Below are 17,737 nucleotides of genomic sequence, written 5' to 3'. Positions count from 1 at the left end.
AAAAAACAAATAAATTGTCAGAATTTAATCAATATTTCTAAGTTTGTTCACAATTGAAACAATTAATTTGACAAAATTCTTAGATTACGACCTTTTTTTTAATCTGATATTTACTCATTTTTTACCAAAAGAAAAAAATTTTTTTGGAACACTGCAAATAAAAGATGTGTTGTATATTTGTTTTATGCCTAGTAAAGAGCCCGGAACACCTTTGTCCCGGGCTCACTTCATGTTACTGAGCTGTTACTTCATCAATTAATTCTTTTTTTATTTGTTCATTTGCCTGAAGTGCTCTTTGAGCAATCGCTTCATAACGTGTTTTTTTGTCACGAATGCGCTCTGGTAATTCAGGGAACAAACCATAATTCGCATTCATTGGTTGGAAATGTTTTCCTTCAGCATGTGTAATATAATACGCCATACTCCCAATCGCTGTTTCTCGTGGAAACTCAATCGGCTCACTTTCTTTAGCTAAACGAGCAGCATTGATCCCTGCAAGCAAACCACTAGCTGCACTTTCAACATAACCTTCCACACCAGTCATTTGTCCTGCAAAGAACAAGTCTTCACGCTTCGTTGATTGATAAGTTGGTTTCAATAATTCTGGTGAATTCATAAAACTGTTGCGGTGCATTACACCATAACGGACAAATTCTGCGTTTTCTAAACCTGGGATCATACGGAAAACCCGTTTTTGTTCTCCCCATTTTAAGTGCGTTTGGAAACCAACGATGTTATACAATGAGGCAGCGGCATTGTCCTGACGTAACTGGATCACCGCATAAGGGCGTTTACCGGTTTTGGGATCTTCTAATCCAACTGGTTTCATTGGACCAAACAGCATTGTTTTAAAGCCACGCTGAGCCATCACTTCGATCGGCATACAGCCTTCAAAGTATTTTTCTTTTTCAAATGATTTAAGTTCGGCTACTTCAGCTGTTGTTAAAGCTTCGTGGAATGCTTTAAACTCTTCTTCAGTCATTGGACAGTTTAGATAAGCTGCTTCCCCTTTATCATAACGTGATTTTAAATAGACTTTATCCATATCGATCGTTGCTTTGTCTACGATTGGTGCTGCTGCATCATAAAAATAGAATCCGTCAGAACCATTGAATGCTTTAATACTTTCAGCTAACGGGTGAGAGGTTAAGGGACCAGTAGCAATGATCGTGATCCCTTCTGGAATTTCAGTGATTTCTTCATTGATGACTGTTACTAGCGGGTGTTCTTTGACTTTACGTGTGATCGTCTCAGAAAAAGAATCCCGATCCACTGCTAAGGCACCGCCAGCTGGAACAGCTGTTTCATCAGCTGAAGTGATCACGACTGAATTTAACCGTCGCATTTCTTCTTTTAATAAACCTACTGCATTTGCTAAACTATTCCCTCTCAAGGAGTTGGAACAGACTAACTCTGCAAAATTACTTGTATGGTGTGCTTCTGTTGATTTCACTGGGCGCATCTCGTATAAACGAACAGGAACACCTGCTTGAGCGACTTGCCAAGCTGCTTCACTTCCAGCTAATCCTGCACCTATTACATTAACAGTTTTCAAATAAAGACCTCTTCTCATTTTATTTTTGAATGTCTTCTTCATAGTCGCCATTGATACATACGACTTGTTTTCCGCCTTTGACTTTCTTTTCAACTAAATACTGGTCACATTTCGGACAATTTCGACCTACTGGTTTGTCCCAAGAAGTAAAGTCACAGTCTGGAAAACGTGAACACCCGTAAAAGATTCGGTTTTTCTTAGACTTGCGTTCAATCACCTGACCCTCATGACAAACTGGACAAGTCACACCGATCTCTTTAACAATTGGTTTCGTATTTCGACAATCAGGAAAATTACTACATGCATAAAATTTACCATACTTTCCTAATTTTATAACCATCGGATGCCCACAAATATCACAGTCAAATCCAGCCGGTTCATCTTTGATTTGAATTTTTTCGATTTTTTCTTCTGCATTGGTCAGTTCTTTTTCAAATGGTTTGTAGAAACGATCCACCACTTCGATCCATGCTTCTTTTCCTTCTTCAATTTTATCCAAATCACCTTCCATTTCAGCGGTAAAATGGATATCGACGATTTGGGGGAAGAAATCACAAATCAAAGAATTGACGATTTCACCCAATTCAGTTGGTTCGAAGCGTTTTTGTGTCAATTTAACATAGTAACGTCGTTGGATCGTATCCAGCGTTGGCGCATAAGTGGAAGGACGTCCCACACCATTTTCTTCCAAAGCACGGATTAAAGTTGCTTCACTGAATCTTGCTGGCGGTTGCGTGAAATGTTGCTTCGGTTCAATGTCCACTGATTGAACAATGTCCCCTTGTGCTAGTTCTGGTAAGATATTTTCTTTATCTTCTTTCCCATCATCTCTGCCTTCAACATAGACTTGCATGAACCCTTTAAATTTAACTTTAGAGCCATTCGCAATAAAAAGTACGCCATTTTGTTCTAAGGTAACTTTCATGGTATCTAATATCGCTGGTGTCATTTGACTAGCAACAAATCGTGACCAAATAAGGGTGTAGAGTTTTAATTGGTCCTTGTCTAAATATTGTTTGATTTCCTCAGGAGTACGTAGGACACTTGTCGGGCGAACTGCTTCATGGGCGTCTTGCGCACCTTGCGCATTTTTAATTTTACGTTGTGCATGACTAGAAAATTCTTTCCCGTAAGTTTCTTCGATGAAGGTAGCCGCTTCTGCTTTCGCAGTCTCAGCGATCCGTGTTGAATCGGTACGCATATATGTGATCAAACCTACAGTCCCTTGCTTACCTAAGGAGATTCCTTCATATAATTGTTGCGCAACCATCATCGTTTTCCGTGTTCTAAAATTCAATTTTCTAGCAGCTTCTTGTTGTAGGCTACTCGTAGTAAATGGGTTTGCTGGATTTCGTTTCCGTTCTTTCTTTTCAACTTTTTGAACGGTGAAATCTGGTCCATCAATACGATCAGTAACTTCTTTTACGGATTGGGCATCAGGCAATTTCTTTTTCTTGCCATCAACTCCCCAAAAGTTTGCTTTAAATTTTTTACGTGTTTTTTTGAAATTACCGTCAATGCTCCAGTATTCTTCTGGAATGAAATCACGGATTTCTTTTTCACGATCAATGATAATTTTTAATGCAATAGACTGTACTCTTCCAGCACTTAATCCTTTTTTGACTTTGCGCCATAGGATTGGACTGATGGAGTAGCCCACCAAGCGGTCTAACGCCCGTCTTGCTTGTTGGGCATCCACTAAATCCACGTCGATCGTTCTTGGTTCCTTGAAAGCTGCTTTTACCGCTTCCTTAGTAATTTCGTTAAAAACCACACGATTTTTTTCTGATAAATCTAAACCTAGTAAATAGGCTAAATGCCAAGCAATTGCTTCCCCTTCTCTATCCGGGTCACTTGCAAGATAAACTTTTTGCGCTTTTTTTGCTGCTGATTTTAAACTTTTGATCACATCGCCTTTTCCGCGAATTGAAATATAATGGGGTTCATAGTTGTTTTCGACATCAATTCCCATTTTACTTTTAGGTAAATCACGTATATGACCGACACTGGCCATTACTTTATAATTACGACCAAGATATTTTTCAATGGTTTTGGCCTTTGCAGGTGATTCCACAATCACTAAATATTTATATGCCATTACTGAATGGACTCCTTTCCATTGACATGTTCCTACTATATTAAGCGGACTCATACAAATCGTAGCTTATCATATCCATTCAGAAAACGTTTGTCAAGAAAATCAAATGAGAAGTTCCTGTTATTCTTTCAACTCGAACAATAAATCTTCACCAGAAATCACACAAACAGCACCATCTTGAATTAGTTGATGGGAGCCAGTTGAGTATTGTGTCAAAATATTTCCAGGTACAGAAAAAACAGTTCGACCGATTTCTAACGCTTGTTGTGCTGTTATCAAAGAACCACTCTTTTGCTTTGCTTCAATGACACAAGTGCCTTGTGACAAAGCAGCAATGATTCGATTTCTCATGGGAAAGCGGTATTGTTTTGGTCCTTCGTATGGTGGATATTCACTAAGTAAAAGATGATTTTTTCCAATTTCTGCTTGAAGAAATTGGTTTTCCTTTGGGTAGGCTTTTTTAATTCCTGTACCGATTACCGCAATCGTCTTTCCAGTATTTTTAATCGCAGCCAAATGTGCGTATGTATCGATTCCTTTGGCACAGCCACTAACGATGACATAGTTAGCATCTATGACCGGAGTTAAAAGTTCATGTACAACTTTTTTTGCCAAGACCGAGGTTTTCCTGCCCCCAACCACACTGAGCATCTTTTGTTTTAGTAGTGAAAGATCACCAGAATAAAATAAAAGAATCGGTGGTGTCGCAAGATGAAAAAGTTGCGGGGGATAGCACGGGTCAAGACAAGTAATGAATGACTGAGCTGTTTTCAATTTCGCAAAATTTTGATTGATTTGCCGCCAACTTTCTTGAAATTTTTCTCGATGACGAACAATTTTTGCGATTTCAATGATTTCATAAGAAGACAACTCGCATGTTTGAGCTTCCAATAAAGCCTGGACAACCGCCCATTTTCCTTGACTGCTAATTCCTTTCGCATAAGCTAATTTAAGTAAAAATCCTTCAATCTGATCCATGAACGAAAACCGCCTCTCGAAGTTACTTTTAAATAAAATACGCAAGAGACGGTCAAACATCTTAAGATAAATAATTTTTTATCGGTGCAAAAGAGCGTCGATGAATAGGGGTAATTCCTTGTGTTGCTAAGCCTTGTAGATGTTCTTTCGTTCCATAACCAGCATTATGGCCAAACCCATAACCTGGATATAGTTCATCATATTTTTTCATTAAATCATCACGATAAACTTTTGCAATGATACTTGCTGCCGCAATAGAAACTGAACGAGCATCTCCCTTGATCAATTTTTCTTGCTGGATTGGCAAATCCAGTGTCATGGCATCAATTAAGAGATAATTTGGACGTATCGCCAGCTTTTCTACAGCTTGGATCATTGCTAGTTTGCTTGCCTCATAAATATTGACCTCATCAATCTTTTTTTCATCAATGATGCCGATACCGATAGCAAGTGCTTTTTGTTGGATTTGGTCATAAAGCAGTTCTCGTTTTTTTTCTGATAATTGTTTCGAGTCATTTAATCCAAGGATCGGTTCGTCTTTAGGTAGGATGACAGCGGCCGCTACTACTGGCCCTGCTAAAGGCCCACGCCCTACTTCATCAATCCCCGCAATCCATTCATATCCTTGTTCATATGCCTGATTCTCAAATAATGACATTTCCAAATATTTTTCTTGGATCAATGCCGTTTTTTTTACTTGTTTCTCAAAGGATAGAAGCGCTTGTTGTACCCCTTTTCGCTGATCTTGCTTTAGTTCGGCAATGAAGGGATCAGTTAACGACGTCACTGTTTTTAATCGTTCCTTGATACTTTGGATCGATTCACTCATCGCTTGTTTTCCCCATTTCTTCACATCGATCTAACGTGTAACGCCCAAGTTTTCCTTGACGGATATCGAAGACTACCACTTCACTACCACGATCATAATCATCTTTATAGCCACGCTTTGCAGTAATCGTCATCAATAATTCAGGTGCTAATTGTTGTTCTGCTTCTTCTGGCAACTGATAGCGCTCTGCGATTCTTCCTGGATAGTATCGAGCGAAAAAATCTAAGCCATAAATAGCGAGATCATCTAAATGAACTAACTGGTCTTTAATGGCTCCGGTTAGTGCTAGTTTTTTACCGATCTCTTCATCTTCAAATTTAGGCCATAAGATTCCTGGCGTATCTAATAACTCTAATTCGCTACCTAGGCGCAACCATTGTTGTCCTTTTGTCACACCAGGTTTATTACCTGTTTGCGCAATTTTTTTTCCAACTAAGCGGTTCATCAATGTTGACTTCCCGACATTTGGAATACCTAAAACCATGGCTCTGATTGCTCGTGGTTTGATCCCTCGAGCGGCATCACGTGCTCTTTTTTCTTTCAGTGCTTCTTTGGCTGCTGGAATCAACGCTTTGATCCCTTTACTCTCTTGAGCGGTAATCGCTAATGCTTGATGACCTTGTTGTTGAAAATACGTTTGCCATAACTTCGTTTGTTGGGGGTCTGCTAGATCAGCTTTATTTAATAATACCAACCTTGGCTTTTGTTGGATGATCTGATCAAGCATTGGATTACGTGAAGACAAAGGTAATCGTGCATCGACTAATTCAAAGACGATATCGACATATTTCATTTTCTCAGAAACTTCACGACGGGCTTTTGCCATGTGCCCTGGGAACCATTGGATCGTCATAGAATAAATTCATTCCTTTCATATAAGGATTTCAAACCTTATTCTTACATTATCATATTTAACCTTAGTAAATCTATGCATACAAGTCTACTACCATCAAGTAAGTTGATTAGGCTCATTTTCCTTATATTATTCAAAACAATTATTGGGTAGACTCTTTCAAAAGCAGCTCTGCAACTATCCATACTACCATGAACCTAAGATCAGCGATTATTTTTATGCATTTATCCTGACTTTACAATTTTTTAAAGTGGATACCGCTTTTTATTCACCAGTGGTTCGGCAGAATAATCCTTCTATCATGATACTAAATCTCAACGCCTTAGGGTATTTTTCTTTATCAAACATGTTTTGTACTTTTATTACTATTAATAAAAAGAAAATACATCATTATAAATAACAAAAAGGCGCCTGTTCCGTATTTTATCATATTTCCCTACTAATCGCACTCTCATTTTGGCATTTTCCGTTCTCTGGGTTCTTGATTCCTCCATGCTACAAATTGGTGAGATAACACATCCTTTAAGACTTCTTCGTGATCCATTACTCAATATAATTTTAGATATTTTTTCACTTTATTATCGATTCTGAGTTTTGGAATCATCCACTATCGATTATCCTTTTTCAGTTAAAAATGAGTGGAAAACTTCCAACTTGCTTTCTAACGTTTAATCGATTGAGTTATTTATTTTTTTATTTAATGCTCTTGCTTGCTTTTTGCTCTCATTATTTGCGTATAGATAAAAAGCAATGGTGTGTAAGATCAAATTTAAAATAAGATAAATTGCCAAAAGATTAATTGGTGAAATTGCCAAAGGCAGTTTGAATGAAAGCAAATTGAAAATCGCTAAACCCGCAACTGTATTTCCAACAGTCGCAATCAAAATATTACTGACTGGTTTCAGCGTAAGATGATTCCAAAGCACATCATACATCACACCAAAGACTAATGCACAAACTAGACTAACACCCATTACGTGCCAAAGAAAATAAACATGGATCATCTGTCCTTTCGCAAAGAAGCTTGTTATTATAAATATCAACCAGATGCTGCTTAACGAGAACGTTTGAAAAAAATTATGTTTTATCTGTTTACTCATACCCACATCTCCTTAAATTTTTTTACATAGTGACGATTCACAATAAATTTAGAACCATTTTTCATTTCAATTTCAACCCGTGCATTATCCGTAGAACGAAAAGCTTTAATAAAAGATCGATTAACCAGCGTACTAATGTTGATCCGCACAAATCCGTAACTTGTAAATTGCTTCTCAACTATTTTTAACCGTACAGCTAATAGATACCTCTCATTTGATGTAAAAATGACATGACACATCTGTTCTTTTGACTCGATTGAGGAGACATCACTTAATAGCCTGGAAACTTTCTTATTTGTTTTTGCATCAATTACTACGATTGTTTGCTCCGTAGTCAGAATAGCTTCTTTTATTCTCCCCCACGTTTTTTCGCAAGAAGAATGGGTAGTTACCTTCACTGTATCCTGTGCAATGTGATTATCAATTCCAAATTTTATTCTCAAATTTTCTCCTCCTTGCTTTGATACTCTCAGTTTAAGCCGTACGCATACCATATTCAATTCCTTTCCATGAGGTTGCACTTTTTCGCAAGAAGATTGCAAGAGATAGGAAACATTTCAATACTTCCTCCCTATTCAGGTGTACCCTGCTTCTTCAAATGAAGAATGTTCCTGTCTTTAATGATGAACGACATTCGATTGGGTTTAATCGTTTTTTCTAGTATTCTGCCGATAAATATATTCAATGAACGTTTATAAAACTGTAAAGAAGAATTCTTTCAGCACGCATCTTTTGACAACGTTTACATTTTAATAGATGATAGGATAAAAGAAAGGAGAGGTACAAATGAACAGTATGGTTTTTGTTAATTTCCCCGTTGAAGATGTAGACAAGTCTGTTGCTTTTTATGAAAAATTGGGCTTTAAGAAAAATGAAGAATTTTCAACTGACGAAGCAAGCGCTGTGGTTTGGGACGACACATTTTGGATCATGTTACTCTCTCACGGTTTTTACAAAAAATTCTTAAAAGACAAAGAAATCGCAGATAATAAAAAAACAAGTGGCGCCTTGATTTCTTTTAGCGTAGCAAATGCGGATGAAGTTAAAAAGTTTGCGAATACGGCGAAAGAAAATGGCGGAAGCTATCATGAAGTCGATATGGGCATGTCTGAAGAAGAAATGTTTTCACTTGAAGTCCAAGATTTAGATGGAAATACATTAGAGCCTGTCTGGATGAAAATGTAAATTTTTTAAAGCCCTCCATTAGAAAAACAGATGGAAGGCTTTTTTAGATAAATTATCTTGGTCTCCTATGCACTTATTTTGGCTTGTTTGACTAAAATAGTAGTGCTAGTAGATCTTCGTTATTAAAATGAAAGATATAATCTGAAACAGTCATATCATTTAATGCGTTTTTTATTTCTTCATAAATAAATTTTTGACCAAGTAATTGTTGTTCAAGAATACTTACATCTTTTTGTCCAAAAAAATCACCATAAAAACGAATCTCATTGATTCTCCCATGCAGTGTCGACAAACGGACGTCCACAATTCCAACTTTGGGGAGCCTGATTCTGCGTTTCACCGAAAACCTTGGTGTTTCACCATAGACCCAATCATCATTAGCATAACGATTCTGGACGATTTGTTCAATGTTTTGTTCATCTTTCTTCGTCAAATCTACCCTTTTATCTTCAATTTCTTGCAGATCATCGACCTGATAGACTTCACAAATCAGTGCATCTCTAAAGTCAGCGGTTTTTTCAAATTGATATTTTTCTTTTAAAAATGGTTTCAGATTCGTCACACTTTTTTTTACTGATTTCGTTGCTTTAGACTCAATTTTCTCTTTGGAAACCGTCAAAATTTTATCAAGAACGGACAAATCAACATCATACATTAATGTACCATGTGAGTATAACCGATTTTTTTTCGTATACATGGCATTACCAGAAAATTTCATTCCTTCGATATACATATCATTACGTCCACCAACTTCTGCTTTGGTTGCGCCCATTTTTCTTAATGCTGTGATAATAGGCGAGGTAATGGATTCATATTCACCAAATTTCATTGCATTTTTGCTGGTCACAAAGCTAAAGCTTAGATTTCCTAAGTCATCATATACAGCTCCTCCACCTGAGGTTCGCCGAGTGAGTGTCACGTTGTTTTTCCTTAAATACTTGAGATCGATTTCTTCATAACTATTTTGGTTTCGTCCAATAATCACACAAGGTTTTTGAATATATAATAAAAACAAAGGTTCATCACTGTCAAAATTGTTCATAAGATATTCTTCTGTTGCTAGATTTCTCCGAATATCTAAACTTTCCATGATATGATAACGCACTTTTATCCCTTCTTACTTTTTCTCCTATCATCTCTTTTAGAACATAAAATGGCAAGAAATTAGTTCATTTTATATCTTAATTGTACTCTTTTAATTAAGTAAAAAAGCGACCTCCAAAAGTTAGAACAGAAAATCTAACTTTTGGAGGTCGCTTCCCTCTTCACTCTAAAACAAATTAGCGGTGGCATTAGCGCCTTGAAATCATCCTGAATGATCTCTTTTCTTTACCCAATCCATTTTATCTCGTTCAAAGGATAGTAAACAAAGCGAGCCTTACCCAATATTTCGCTTCCTGTAATCATACCAAAGGAGCGACTGTCTTTCGAAACACGTCGATTGTCCCCTAAAACAAAGTAACTGTCGGCTGGCAGCTTTGTCTTATTCGTTAATTCTTCCAGAGTAAAGTCCGTTGTATAAGGACTACTTTCATGATCTGACTTTCTATTTTTCGTTAGAAAAGGTTCTTCGACCACTTTTCCATTCACTTTCAGCTGATCATTCTCATAGCTAATTGTCTCTCCTGGCAACCCGATCACTCGTTTGATATAAATCGTTCCATCAGCCAATTGAAAAACAACTACGTCAAACCGTCTGATTTCAGAAAATTTTTCCATTACAACCATGTCACCTTGTTTCAAGACGTTTTCCATCGAATTACCTTCCACTGGCACTGGAATAAGAAGAAATCCTCTTAAAATAAAAGCGATCAAGATGGAGCAAAGTATATATTTGATTATAAGCCAAAAACGGTCGATATAGCGTTGTTTTTTTGTCAATATCCATCATTCCACTCTCAAGGTTATCGATCTTTCTCTATTATAGAAAAAAAAAACAAAAAATGCGACTAGATATTTCCTTTTTGATCTTTTCTAAAAAATGAAGAAAACAAACGCAGAATCAATGGCTGTTTTCTAAATATTTTTCCCACACCTCATCAAATATATCCATAGATGACAAATAATCCACATTCAATTCTAGATAATCGGAAATTTCTTCATAACTCGTACTATGTTTAGGAAACTGGATATCTTTTCCTGCTTCTGTGGCGAAAACAGACTGTTGATCTGCTTGTTTACCGCCACGAAGAGTCATTAAATAATGATAGAAGCTTTGATTCACATTCTTTCCTCCCAGTTTTCTTTGACGAAAGCCGCTCTTCTTGCATGGTTTCGCTCAAAATTTTCAGGATTTTTTTTATAATAATCTTGATGCTCTGGCTCAGCCAAATAAAATGGTTGTGCTTTTTCAATCGTGGTCACGATCGGTTTTGTAAACCGACCACTAGCCGCTAATCGATTTTTACTTTCTTCCGCGATTCTCTTCTGTTCATTTGTCGTAAAGTAAATAACCGGCCGATAATTCTCGCCACGATCTTCAAATTGTCCAAATGCATCCGTTGGATCGGTTTGCTGCCAATAAATTTCCACTAATTCTTGATATGATATTTTCTCTGGATCATAGATGATCTCTACCGCTTCTGTATGACCAGTCGTTTTAGATTTGACTTGTTCATAGGTTGGAGATGGCACATGTCCACCTGTATAGCCAGACATGATCGTATGAATCCCTGGTAGCGTATCAAAGGCTGAATCATACACCAAAAGCATCCTCCAGCAAAAATTGCTCTTTCCATCCTTCTCTCTCCCATCAATGACCCACTGTTTACTTCGTTACACTCGTGTCGGTGGTATCAGTATTCTTTGTCGTTTTATTGCTCGTTGTCTTTTCACCAGTTTCTTTAGGTAGATATAGACTAAAACGAATGTCATCATTCACTAAATCAATTTTATCTGCTTTGATGTACATACCATTTTGCATACGGAAGCGATCTAAACGTAGCATGATCGTCAAATCATCCGTATTGATTTCAATCCAATCAGGCAACTTATAATTTCGCTTGATCATATTCATGATATCTTTGATCGGTAAACTCAATGTGCCGATCGAAAGACTTTTCGCTTTTAATTGGACATTTCCATTTTCCATCACATATGGATCAAAGTACAGATAAAAGTTGATTGGAAATCCTAATACTTCAAACGTACCATTCAACATCGCTTCATTTTCAAGATAAAATTTATATTGAATACCTTGGTCTTTTTGATAATCTGTCAAGAAAAAACTGATCATTTGATTGACCTTTTCTTTATTGGTGTTGATGGTCAAGACTGGATCTCCTTGTCTTTGGGTGATCGCTGGCACCTTAGCAAAATCCGGTTCTCGATTCGCAAAAATCCGAGTACCTAAAAAGATGCTTGATCCAAGAACAACCCCTAAAAGGATCAAAAAAGCCCATTTCCAATAATTTTTCTTTTGAATTTCAGTATTCGTTTCTGTCGAAACCTTTTTTGAGCGTTTTTCCATTATTTCTGATCCTCCCTTGGCAACCATTGGTCTTGCGTTTCAATTAATTCATCTCGTACAGCATTTGCCATCAATTGATAGCCTAAGTTATTAGGATGAAAATGATCTTCTTCATACAATACATTATTTTTGCTATTTGACGTACTTTCACTAGTACTTGACTGATTCGTTCCTCCTTCAGTTACGCCAACTTTTTGGTTTAACCCTTGATATAGTAAATCATTGATTGGGATAAAATAGCAGTTGTCCGCATTTTTGACAACAGACTCAGTCCCCGCATTCCAGTTGTTCACAATCGTCTGCATGTCTTTAATCTCAGGGAAGTTCAAATAAAATGGATTATAAATACCTAAGATGTAAACCGGTGCGTGACCATTTAACTTCCTAATTTCTTCGATCAGTTGTTCAACATTTTTCTGATACTTTTGTAATGGTCGCTTAAATGATTGGATACTGATCCCAAATAGATCGTTTTGAATCACTTTCATTAAGTCATTTCCGCCCACTGTCAAAGTGATAAAGTCAGCTGATTTAATGTTTGTTTGAATCTCTGAATTTTTCTTGAGCCGTTTTAAAATTTGATCGCTCCGTTCACCGTTTACCCCATAGTTTTCAATTTCAACAGCAGTCAGATCATAGCGATCTTTTAAATCGTTGGCTACTAATGGAACAAAACCACCTTGTTTCGTTTGATCTCCTATTCCTTCAGTTAACGAATCGCCGATAGCTACATAATGGATTTTTTCTTTTTGATCCGTCTTTTGACTAACTGTCGCTGCTGGTTTTAATAGCGGTTTAGCTTTTGGAATCGATAAAGATAGTCCTAAATATACAAATATAGCGATAAGTAATGGGAACAAAACGAGCAATAGTTGTCGTTTTGTTAATTTCATATCATTCACCTCATATTATTCGATTGTTTCTTATGTTATCAAAAATTAAAATAAAAAGGTAGTGTTTCTGAAAAAAATAAGAATTATTATAAAGAAAAAAAGGATAAAATCAATGGCTAACTGACCAATGATTTATCCTCTTGATTTAGTCAACGTAATACATGATTGCAAAGGCGTTTTTCCCCGTATGTGTTGCAATAACTGGATTCGTGTGTAGAACAGGAATCGTCATATCAGGAAATAATTCTTGTAGTCCTTCTTTAAATTCTTGAGCAAGCTCTTGAGCATCTGCATGAGAGATCCCAATTTGCCGAACATTTGGTAGTTCTTTTAATTCTTTCTTCAAATTATTGAACCATTTGTCAAAGGTTTTCTTTCCTCGACCCTTAGCAACTGGGATCAACTCTCCATGAGTGAAATTCATCACGGCACGTATGTTCAATACACTTGACAATAAACCAGTTGCTCGGCTAATGCGCCCACCTTTGACTAAGTTATCTAATGTAGAGATCCCAATATATAATTTTGTATTTTCTTGTACTTTTTTGATTTCTTCAAGAATCTCATCAGCACTTTTTCCTGCTTGTGCAAGTTCAGCAGCACGGATCACTTGGAAGGAGAGCCCCTGATCGGTTGTGTCACTATCGATGACAGTCACTTTCGTTTTAGTCAGATTGCTTGCCTGACGGGCCGCTTCAACCGTTCCACTCAAACCTTTAGTCATATGGATCGAGATAACTTCACTGCCATCTTCGCCAAGTTGATCATAGGTTGAAATAAATTCACCGATTGGCGGTTGACTCGTTTTTGGTAATGATTTAGCTTGAGCCATCATATCCATGAATTTTTCTCCACCTAATTGATCGTCATCAGGATAGACCACGCCATCGATCATGATAGCTAGCGGCATCACCTGGATATTTAAGTTATCTCGCACACTTTTTTCCATTGTACAAGAAGAATCTGTTACGATTTTTACATTTGTCATACTATCTCACTCTTCCTTTAACAAGATGCCTTTTGGTTTACAACAAGTACTAATAAAGGCAATTTCTTTTTTAAGTATAACAGACAACAGACGTTTTTTCATTAAATACCTCTACGAACGATTCCGTTTTCATCCAAAGATGTGGTATTGATCATTTCAACTTTATTAAAAAAGATATTTCCCAAAATGTGCTAAACAAGCTTTCAGGAAATACCTTTTTTCATTGGTTATTTATTTTCTTTTTCGTTGATATGTTTCAAATTGATGGGCATAAGGATTTTTTTCGTCCATCTCCCCTTGGCTGATATTGATTAATGACCATTGATCCCAATCAACTTCTGGAAAATAAGTATCCCCTGTAAAAGAATGATGGATGACTGTGCGATACAGCACCGAACAAAAAGGAAGAAATTCTTTATAAATAGCTGATCCTCCCGCAACGAACAAAATACCATCGTTTTCCTTTGCGTAATCCAATACTTCTTCAATCTCGTGCATAACCATGACATTGTCAGCTTGGTAATCACGATCTCTTGTCATCACGATTGTTTGACGGTTAGGTAACGGACGACTTCCCATACCTTCAAATGTTTTTCTTCCCATAACTAAAGTATTCGCTTCAGTCATTTGTTTAAAAAACTTCATATCATTGGGTAATCGCCAAGGCAGTTGGTCTTCTTTACCGATCAACCCATTTTCATCTTGTGCCCAGATAGCAGCTAACATTTCATCATCCTTTCTGTGTTCATACTGCGATTGGCGCTTTGATTGCTGGATGAGGTTCATAGCCTTCAACCTTGATATCATCCATTTCAAAGTCAAACACAGATTTTTTTTCTGTATTTAAAACTAATTTAGGAAACGCACGCATTTCTCTTGAAAGTTGTTCTTTCATTTGTTCCACATGATTTGAATAGAGATGAGCATCACCTAAAGTATGGATAAATTCACCAACTTCTAATCCAGTTTCATGCGCAATCAGATGGGTTAACAAAGCATAACTGGCAATATTGAAAGGCACACCTAGAAATACATCACCACTCCGTTGATACAATTGACAACTTAAACGCCCATCATGAACATAAAATTGAAACATCGTGTGGCAAGGCGGTAACGCCATACTAGGAACATCTTCTGGATTCCAAGCAGACACGATCAAACGTCTTGAATCAGGTGTTTTTTTGATTGCTTCGACCACTTCCTTGATTTGATCGATAAACCCACCATCTTTCGTTTCCCAATGGCGCCACTGGTACCCATAGATGTGACCTAAATCGCCATATTTTTCAGCAAATGCGTCATCAGTTAAAATTCTTTCACAAAATAGCTGACTTTGTTCTTGATATTGTTTATTAAACTCAGGATCAGAGATGCTTCGATGGCCAAAATCAGTCATATCTGGCCCATGGTATTCATCACTTTTGATATATCGTTCAAACGCCCATTCATCCCAGATATGATTGTTATTTTGTAAAAGATAACGGATATTCGTATCCCCTTTTAAAAACCATAACAATTCACTCTTAATCAACCCAAAAGGAACCCGTTTCGTTGTTAATAATGGAAATCCTTTTTGTAGGTCGAACCGCATTTGATAGCCAAAAATGCTGCGTGTACCGGTGCCTGTTCGGTCGCCTTTTTCATGTCCTTCTTCTAGTAGTTTCCTGCCTAAATCAAGATATGCTTGCTCCATTTTTTTCCTCCTAGTCTTCTACCCATTCGCTTAAGTATTCCCAACGAGCCATTTTCTCATCTAATTTGCTTTCTGCTTGTGAAACGTTTGCTTGTAATTCTTGTAAACGAGTAAAGTTATCTCCTTGATGATTCATTTCTTCTTGCAGCTCTGAAATCTGTTCTTCTAATTCAGCAATTTCATCTTCGATCGTTTCCCATTCTTTTTGCTCTAAATAAGAAAGTTTCTTTTTTGTTACCTTTTTATCGTCAGCAACCGGCTTCGTTGGTTCATTCATTTTTTCTTTACCTAAAGGCGCTGCATCTTTTTGTGTCAATAAATAACTCGACATATCCCCATAATATAATTCTTGCTTAGCATTCCCTTGAAAAACTAATAATTTTTCTGCTACTTTGTCTAAGAAATAACGGTCATGTGATACAGTAATCACGGCACCTGGGAAACTCTTGAAATAATCTTCTAAAATGGTCAGTGTGGCGATATCTAAATCATTCGTTGGTTCATCCAAGAGTAAAACATTAGGTTGTTGGATCAGCAATTTCAATAGATATAGTCGACGTTTTTCGCCACCAGATAATTTTTTGATCAATGTGCCATGCATAAATCGAGGAAATAAAAATCTTTCCAATAATTCAGCCACACCAATTTGCATACCTTCTGCCGTTTGAGCTTCTTCAGCTGCTTCTTGCAAATAAGCAATCATGCGTTTTTCTGGATTCATCTCTTCATTTTCTTGTGTATAGTAGGCGATACGAACAGTCTCACCAACCGTAAACGTACCATTATCTAAAGGAATACGTCCCGCTAAAATATTCAGTAAGGTTGATTTACCGGCACCATTTTTCCCAGTGATCCCTAAACGTTCTCGTGATTGAATCAACAAATCTAAATGGTTGATCAGCAATTTCCCTTCAATAGCATATGTTCCATCTTTGATCTCTAATACTTTTTTTCCTAAACGTTTCGTTGCGATATTCAATTCGAGGTCTGCTTCATGATTGACTTGATACAAGTTTTCTTTAAGATCCTCAAAACGATTGATGCGCGCTTGTTGCTTCGTTCCGCGTGCTTGAACTCCAGCTCTCATCCAGGCTAATTCTTGTTTGTACAGGCGCTTTCGTTTTTCTTCTTGTTCCACTTCCACACGATCTCTTTCAGCTTTTTCTAAAATATAAGCTTCATAATTCCCTCGATACTCGTGTAGTTGTCCAAATGATAGTTCAAAAATGCGATTCGTCACTCGATCCAAGAAATAACGATCATGGGTGACCATTAATAACGATCCACGATACTGTTTTAAGTAATTTTCTAACCATTCAATCGCTTCATAATCCAAGTGGTTCGTGGGTTCATCTAATAATAATAAATCAGGCTCATCGATTAGGACTTGTGCTAAACTTACACGTTTTTTTTGTCCACCTGACAGTGCGCCAATCTTTTTGTCTAATTCACTGATGCCTAATTTTTGTAAGATAATCTTAGCATTTGTATCTGTGGTCCAAGCATCTTCTTTGTTCATTTGTTCTTCTGCCTTGGCATAACGTCTCTGAACGCTCTCGTCCTCGCCATTCTCAGCTAATACAAGCAAAGCTTCCTCATATTCTCTCACGGTACGGATTAATGGACTATTTCCTTGAAAAACCGCTTGAAGTACAGTCAATTCATCAGAAAATTCGGTTGTCTGTGACAAATATCCAATTCGATAATCATTCGGATAAAAAACTGTTGGTCGATCTCCATCCCCACTGTCGATACCTGCTAAAATATTTAATAAACTTGTTTTTCCAGTTCCATTAGTTCCAATCAAACCGATTCGGTCTTTTTCGTGGATCAAAAAAGAAATCTGGTTAAATAGTTCTTTTTCACCATACGTTTTATTGAGGTCAGTTACTTTTAATTCTTTCAATCCATTCCCTCCTCATCTTGGTTATTGTATCATAAAATAATTTAATTACGGATATTTTTCTATTGTCATCTTAGACAAAATAAAGGGAGAAAATAAGATAGTGTTGATTTTTTCATTAGAGTGGGATAATAGTTAGAAAAAATCTGATTATTGCCTCATTTTTTTAAGGTACACAAAAAGCACACAACCT

General features: G+C 36.9%; 17 protein-coding genes and 1 pseudogene. 1 reads left to right on the top strand and 17 read right to left on the bottom strand.

The features are described 5' to 3' along the window. Positions 1–232: 232 nt before the first annotated feature. The 7 genes from trmFO to AB3H90_RS09030 form a co-directional block, all read right to left on the bottom strand. The gene (gene trmFO / locus AB3H90_RS09060) at positions 233–1,606 is read right to left on the bottom strand and encodes an FADH(2)-oxidizing methylenetetrahydrofolate--tRNA-(uracil(54)-C(5))-methyltransferase TrmFO (protein WP_051092533.1); all 1,374 of its coding nucleotides are present in this window, start codon (positions 1,604–1,606) and stop codon (positions 233–235) included. Then, positions 1,575–3,653, bottom strand: a complete 2,079-nt coding sequence (gene topA, locus AB3H90_RS09055) for a type I DNA topoisomerase (RefSeq protein WP_368016600.1) — start codon at positions 3,651–3,653, stop codon at positions 1,575–1,577. Before topA ends, trmFO begins: the two co-directional genes overlap by 32 nt. Before the next feature lie 120 nt (positions 3,654–3,773). Further along, positions 3,774–4,631, bottom strand: a complete 858-nt coding sequence (dprA, locus tag AB3H90_RS09050) for a DNA-processing protein DprA (protein ID WP_368016599.1) — start codon at positions 4,629–4,631, stop codon at positions 3,774–3,776. A 61-nt stretch (positions 4,632–4,692) separates the two neighbouring features. Continuing rightward, a complete protein-coding gene (locus AB3H90_RS09045; protein WP_010719466.1) occupies positions 4,693–5,460 on the bottom strand; it encodes a ribonuclease HII in 768 nt (255 codons plus the stop codon). Next, positions 5,453–6,313 carry a ribosome biogenesis GTPase YlqF gene (gene ylqF / locus AB3H90_RS09040; protein WP_010719467.1) on the bottom strand — a complete coding sequence of 287 codons (861 nt, stop codon included), beginning with the start codon at positions 6,311–6,313 and terminating at the stop codon, positions 5,453–5,455. Before ylqF ends, AB3H90_RS09045 begins: the two co-directional genes overlap by 8 nt. A 668-nt stretch (positions 6,314–6,981) precedes the next feature. After that, positions 6,982–7,413, bottom strand: coding sequence for a hypothetical protein (locus tag AB3H90_RS09035; RefSeq protein WP_368016598.1), 432 nt, complete (start codon positions 7,411–7,413; stop codon positions 6,982–6,984). Continuing rightward, positions 7,410–7,856 (bottom strand): LytTR family DNA-binding domain-containing protein, encoded by a 447-nt coding sequence (locus tag AB3H90_RS09030; RefSeq protein WP_368016597.1) that lies wholly within the window; start codon positions 7,854–7,856, stop codon positions 7,410–7,412. The genes AB3H90_RS09035 and AB3H90_RS09030 overlap by 4 nt, the downstream gene beginning before the upstream one ends. Before the next feature lie 343 nt (positions 7,857–8,199). Between AB3H90_RS09030 and AB3H90_RS09025 the strand changes: the two genes are divergently transcribed. Further along, the gene (locus AB3H90_RS09025) at positions 8,200–8,598 is read left to right on the top strand and encodes a VOC family protein (RefSeq protein ID WP_010737374.1); all 399 of its coding nucleotides are present in this window, start codon (positions 8,200–8,202) and stop codon (positions 8,596–8,598) included. Between the two features lie 91 nt (positions 8,599–8,689). On the opposite strand, the gene AB3H90_RS09020 is transcribed toward AB3H90_RS09025, so the two are convergent. The 10 genes and pseudogenes from AB3H90_RS09020 to AB3H90_RS08975 all read right to left on the bottom strand — a co-directional run bounded on the left by AB3H90_RS09020 (position 8,690) and on the right by AB3H90_RS08975 (position 17,547). Beyond that, complete coding sequence (locus AB3H90_RS09020; protein ID WP_094940792.1) at positions 8,690–9,703, bottom strand: lipoate--protein ligase; 1,014 nt, start codon at positions 9,701–9,703, stop codon at positions 8,690–8,692. A gap of 224 nt (positions 9,704–9,927) precedes the next feature. Beyond that, positions 9,928–10,479, bottom strand: coding sequence for a signal peptidase I (gene lepB / locus AB3H90_RS09015; RefSeq protein WP_010719472.1), 552 nt, complete (start codon positions 10,477–10,479; stop codon positions 9,928–9,930). A 121-nt stretch (positions 10,480–10,600) separates the two neighbouring features. After that, positions 10,601–10,822 carry a YozE family protein gene (locus AB3H90_RS09010; protein WP_010719473.1) on the bottom strand — a complete coding sequence of 74 codons (222 nt, stop codon included), beginning with the start codon at positions 10,820–10,822 and terminating at the stop codon, positions 10,601–10,603. Further along, positions 10,819–11,336, bottom strand: a pseudogene (gene msrA, locus AB3H90_RS09005) (peptide-methionine (S)-S-oxide reductase MsrA). Before msrA ends, AB3H90_RS09010 begins: the two are co-directional and overlap by 4 nt. Positions 11,337–11,365: 29 nt before the next feature. Then, the gene (locus AB3H90_RS09000; RefSeq protein ID WP_010719543.1) at positions 11,366–12,067 is read right to left on the bottom strand and encodes a YpmS family protein; all 702 of its coding nucleotides are present in this window, start codon (positions 12,065–12,067) and stop codon (positions 11,366–11,368) included. Then, the gene (locus AB3H90_RS08995; RefSeq protein ID WP_368016596.1) at positions 12,067–12,960 is read right to left on the bottom strand and encodes an SGNH/GDSL hydrolase family protein; all 894 of its coding nucleotides are present in this window, start codon (positions 12,958–12,960) and stop codon (positions 12,067–12,069) included. Before AB3H90_RS08995 ends, AB3H90_RS09000 begins: the two co-directional genes overlap by 1 nt. Before the next feature lie 145 nt (positions 12,961–13,105). Beyond that, the gene (locus AB3H90_RS08990) at positions 13,106–13,948 is read right to left on the bottom strand and encodes a DegV family protein (RefSeq protein WP_010719545.1); all 843 of its coding nucleotides are present in this window, start codon (positions 13,946–13,948) and stop codon (positions 13,106–13,108) included. Between the two features lie 231 nt (positions 13,949–14,179). Next, on the bottom strand, positions 14,180–14,674 hold the full coding sequence (locus AB3H90_RS08985; RefSeq protein ID WP_368016595.1) for a dihydrofolate reductase: 495 nt from the start codon (positions 14,672–14,674) through the stop codon (positions 14,180–14,182). 19 nt (positions 14,675–14,693) lie between these two features. Further along, the gene (locus AB3H90_RS08980) at positions 14,694–15,641 is read right to left on the bottom strand and encodes a thymidylate synthase (RefSeq protein WP_034700291.1); all 948 of its coding nucleotides are present in this window, start codon (positions 15,639–15,641) and stop codon (positions 14,694–14,696) included. A 10-nt stretch (positions 15,642–15,651) separates the two neighbouring features. Next, positions 15,652–17,547 (bottom strand): ABC-F family ATP-binding cassette domain-containing protein, encoded by a 1,896-nt coding sequence (locus tag AB3H90_RS08975; RefSeq protein WP_368016594.1) that lies wholly within the window; start codon positions 17,545–17,547, stop codon positions 15,652–15,654. Positions 17,548–17,737: the final 190 nt, after the last annotated feature.

It is taken from the genome of Enterococcus sp. C63, from assembly GCF_040887215.1.
GTDB lineage: Bacteria > Bacillota > Bacilli > Lactobacillales > Enterococcaceae > Enterococcus_B > Enterococcus_B hirae.
The sequence above is the reverse complement of the archived record's forward strand: the minus strand, read 5'-3'. Positions and strand labels throughout refer to the sequence as shown.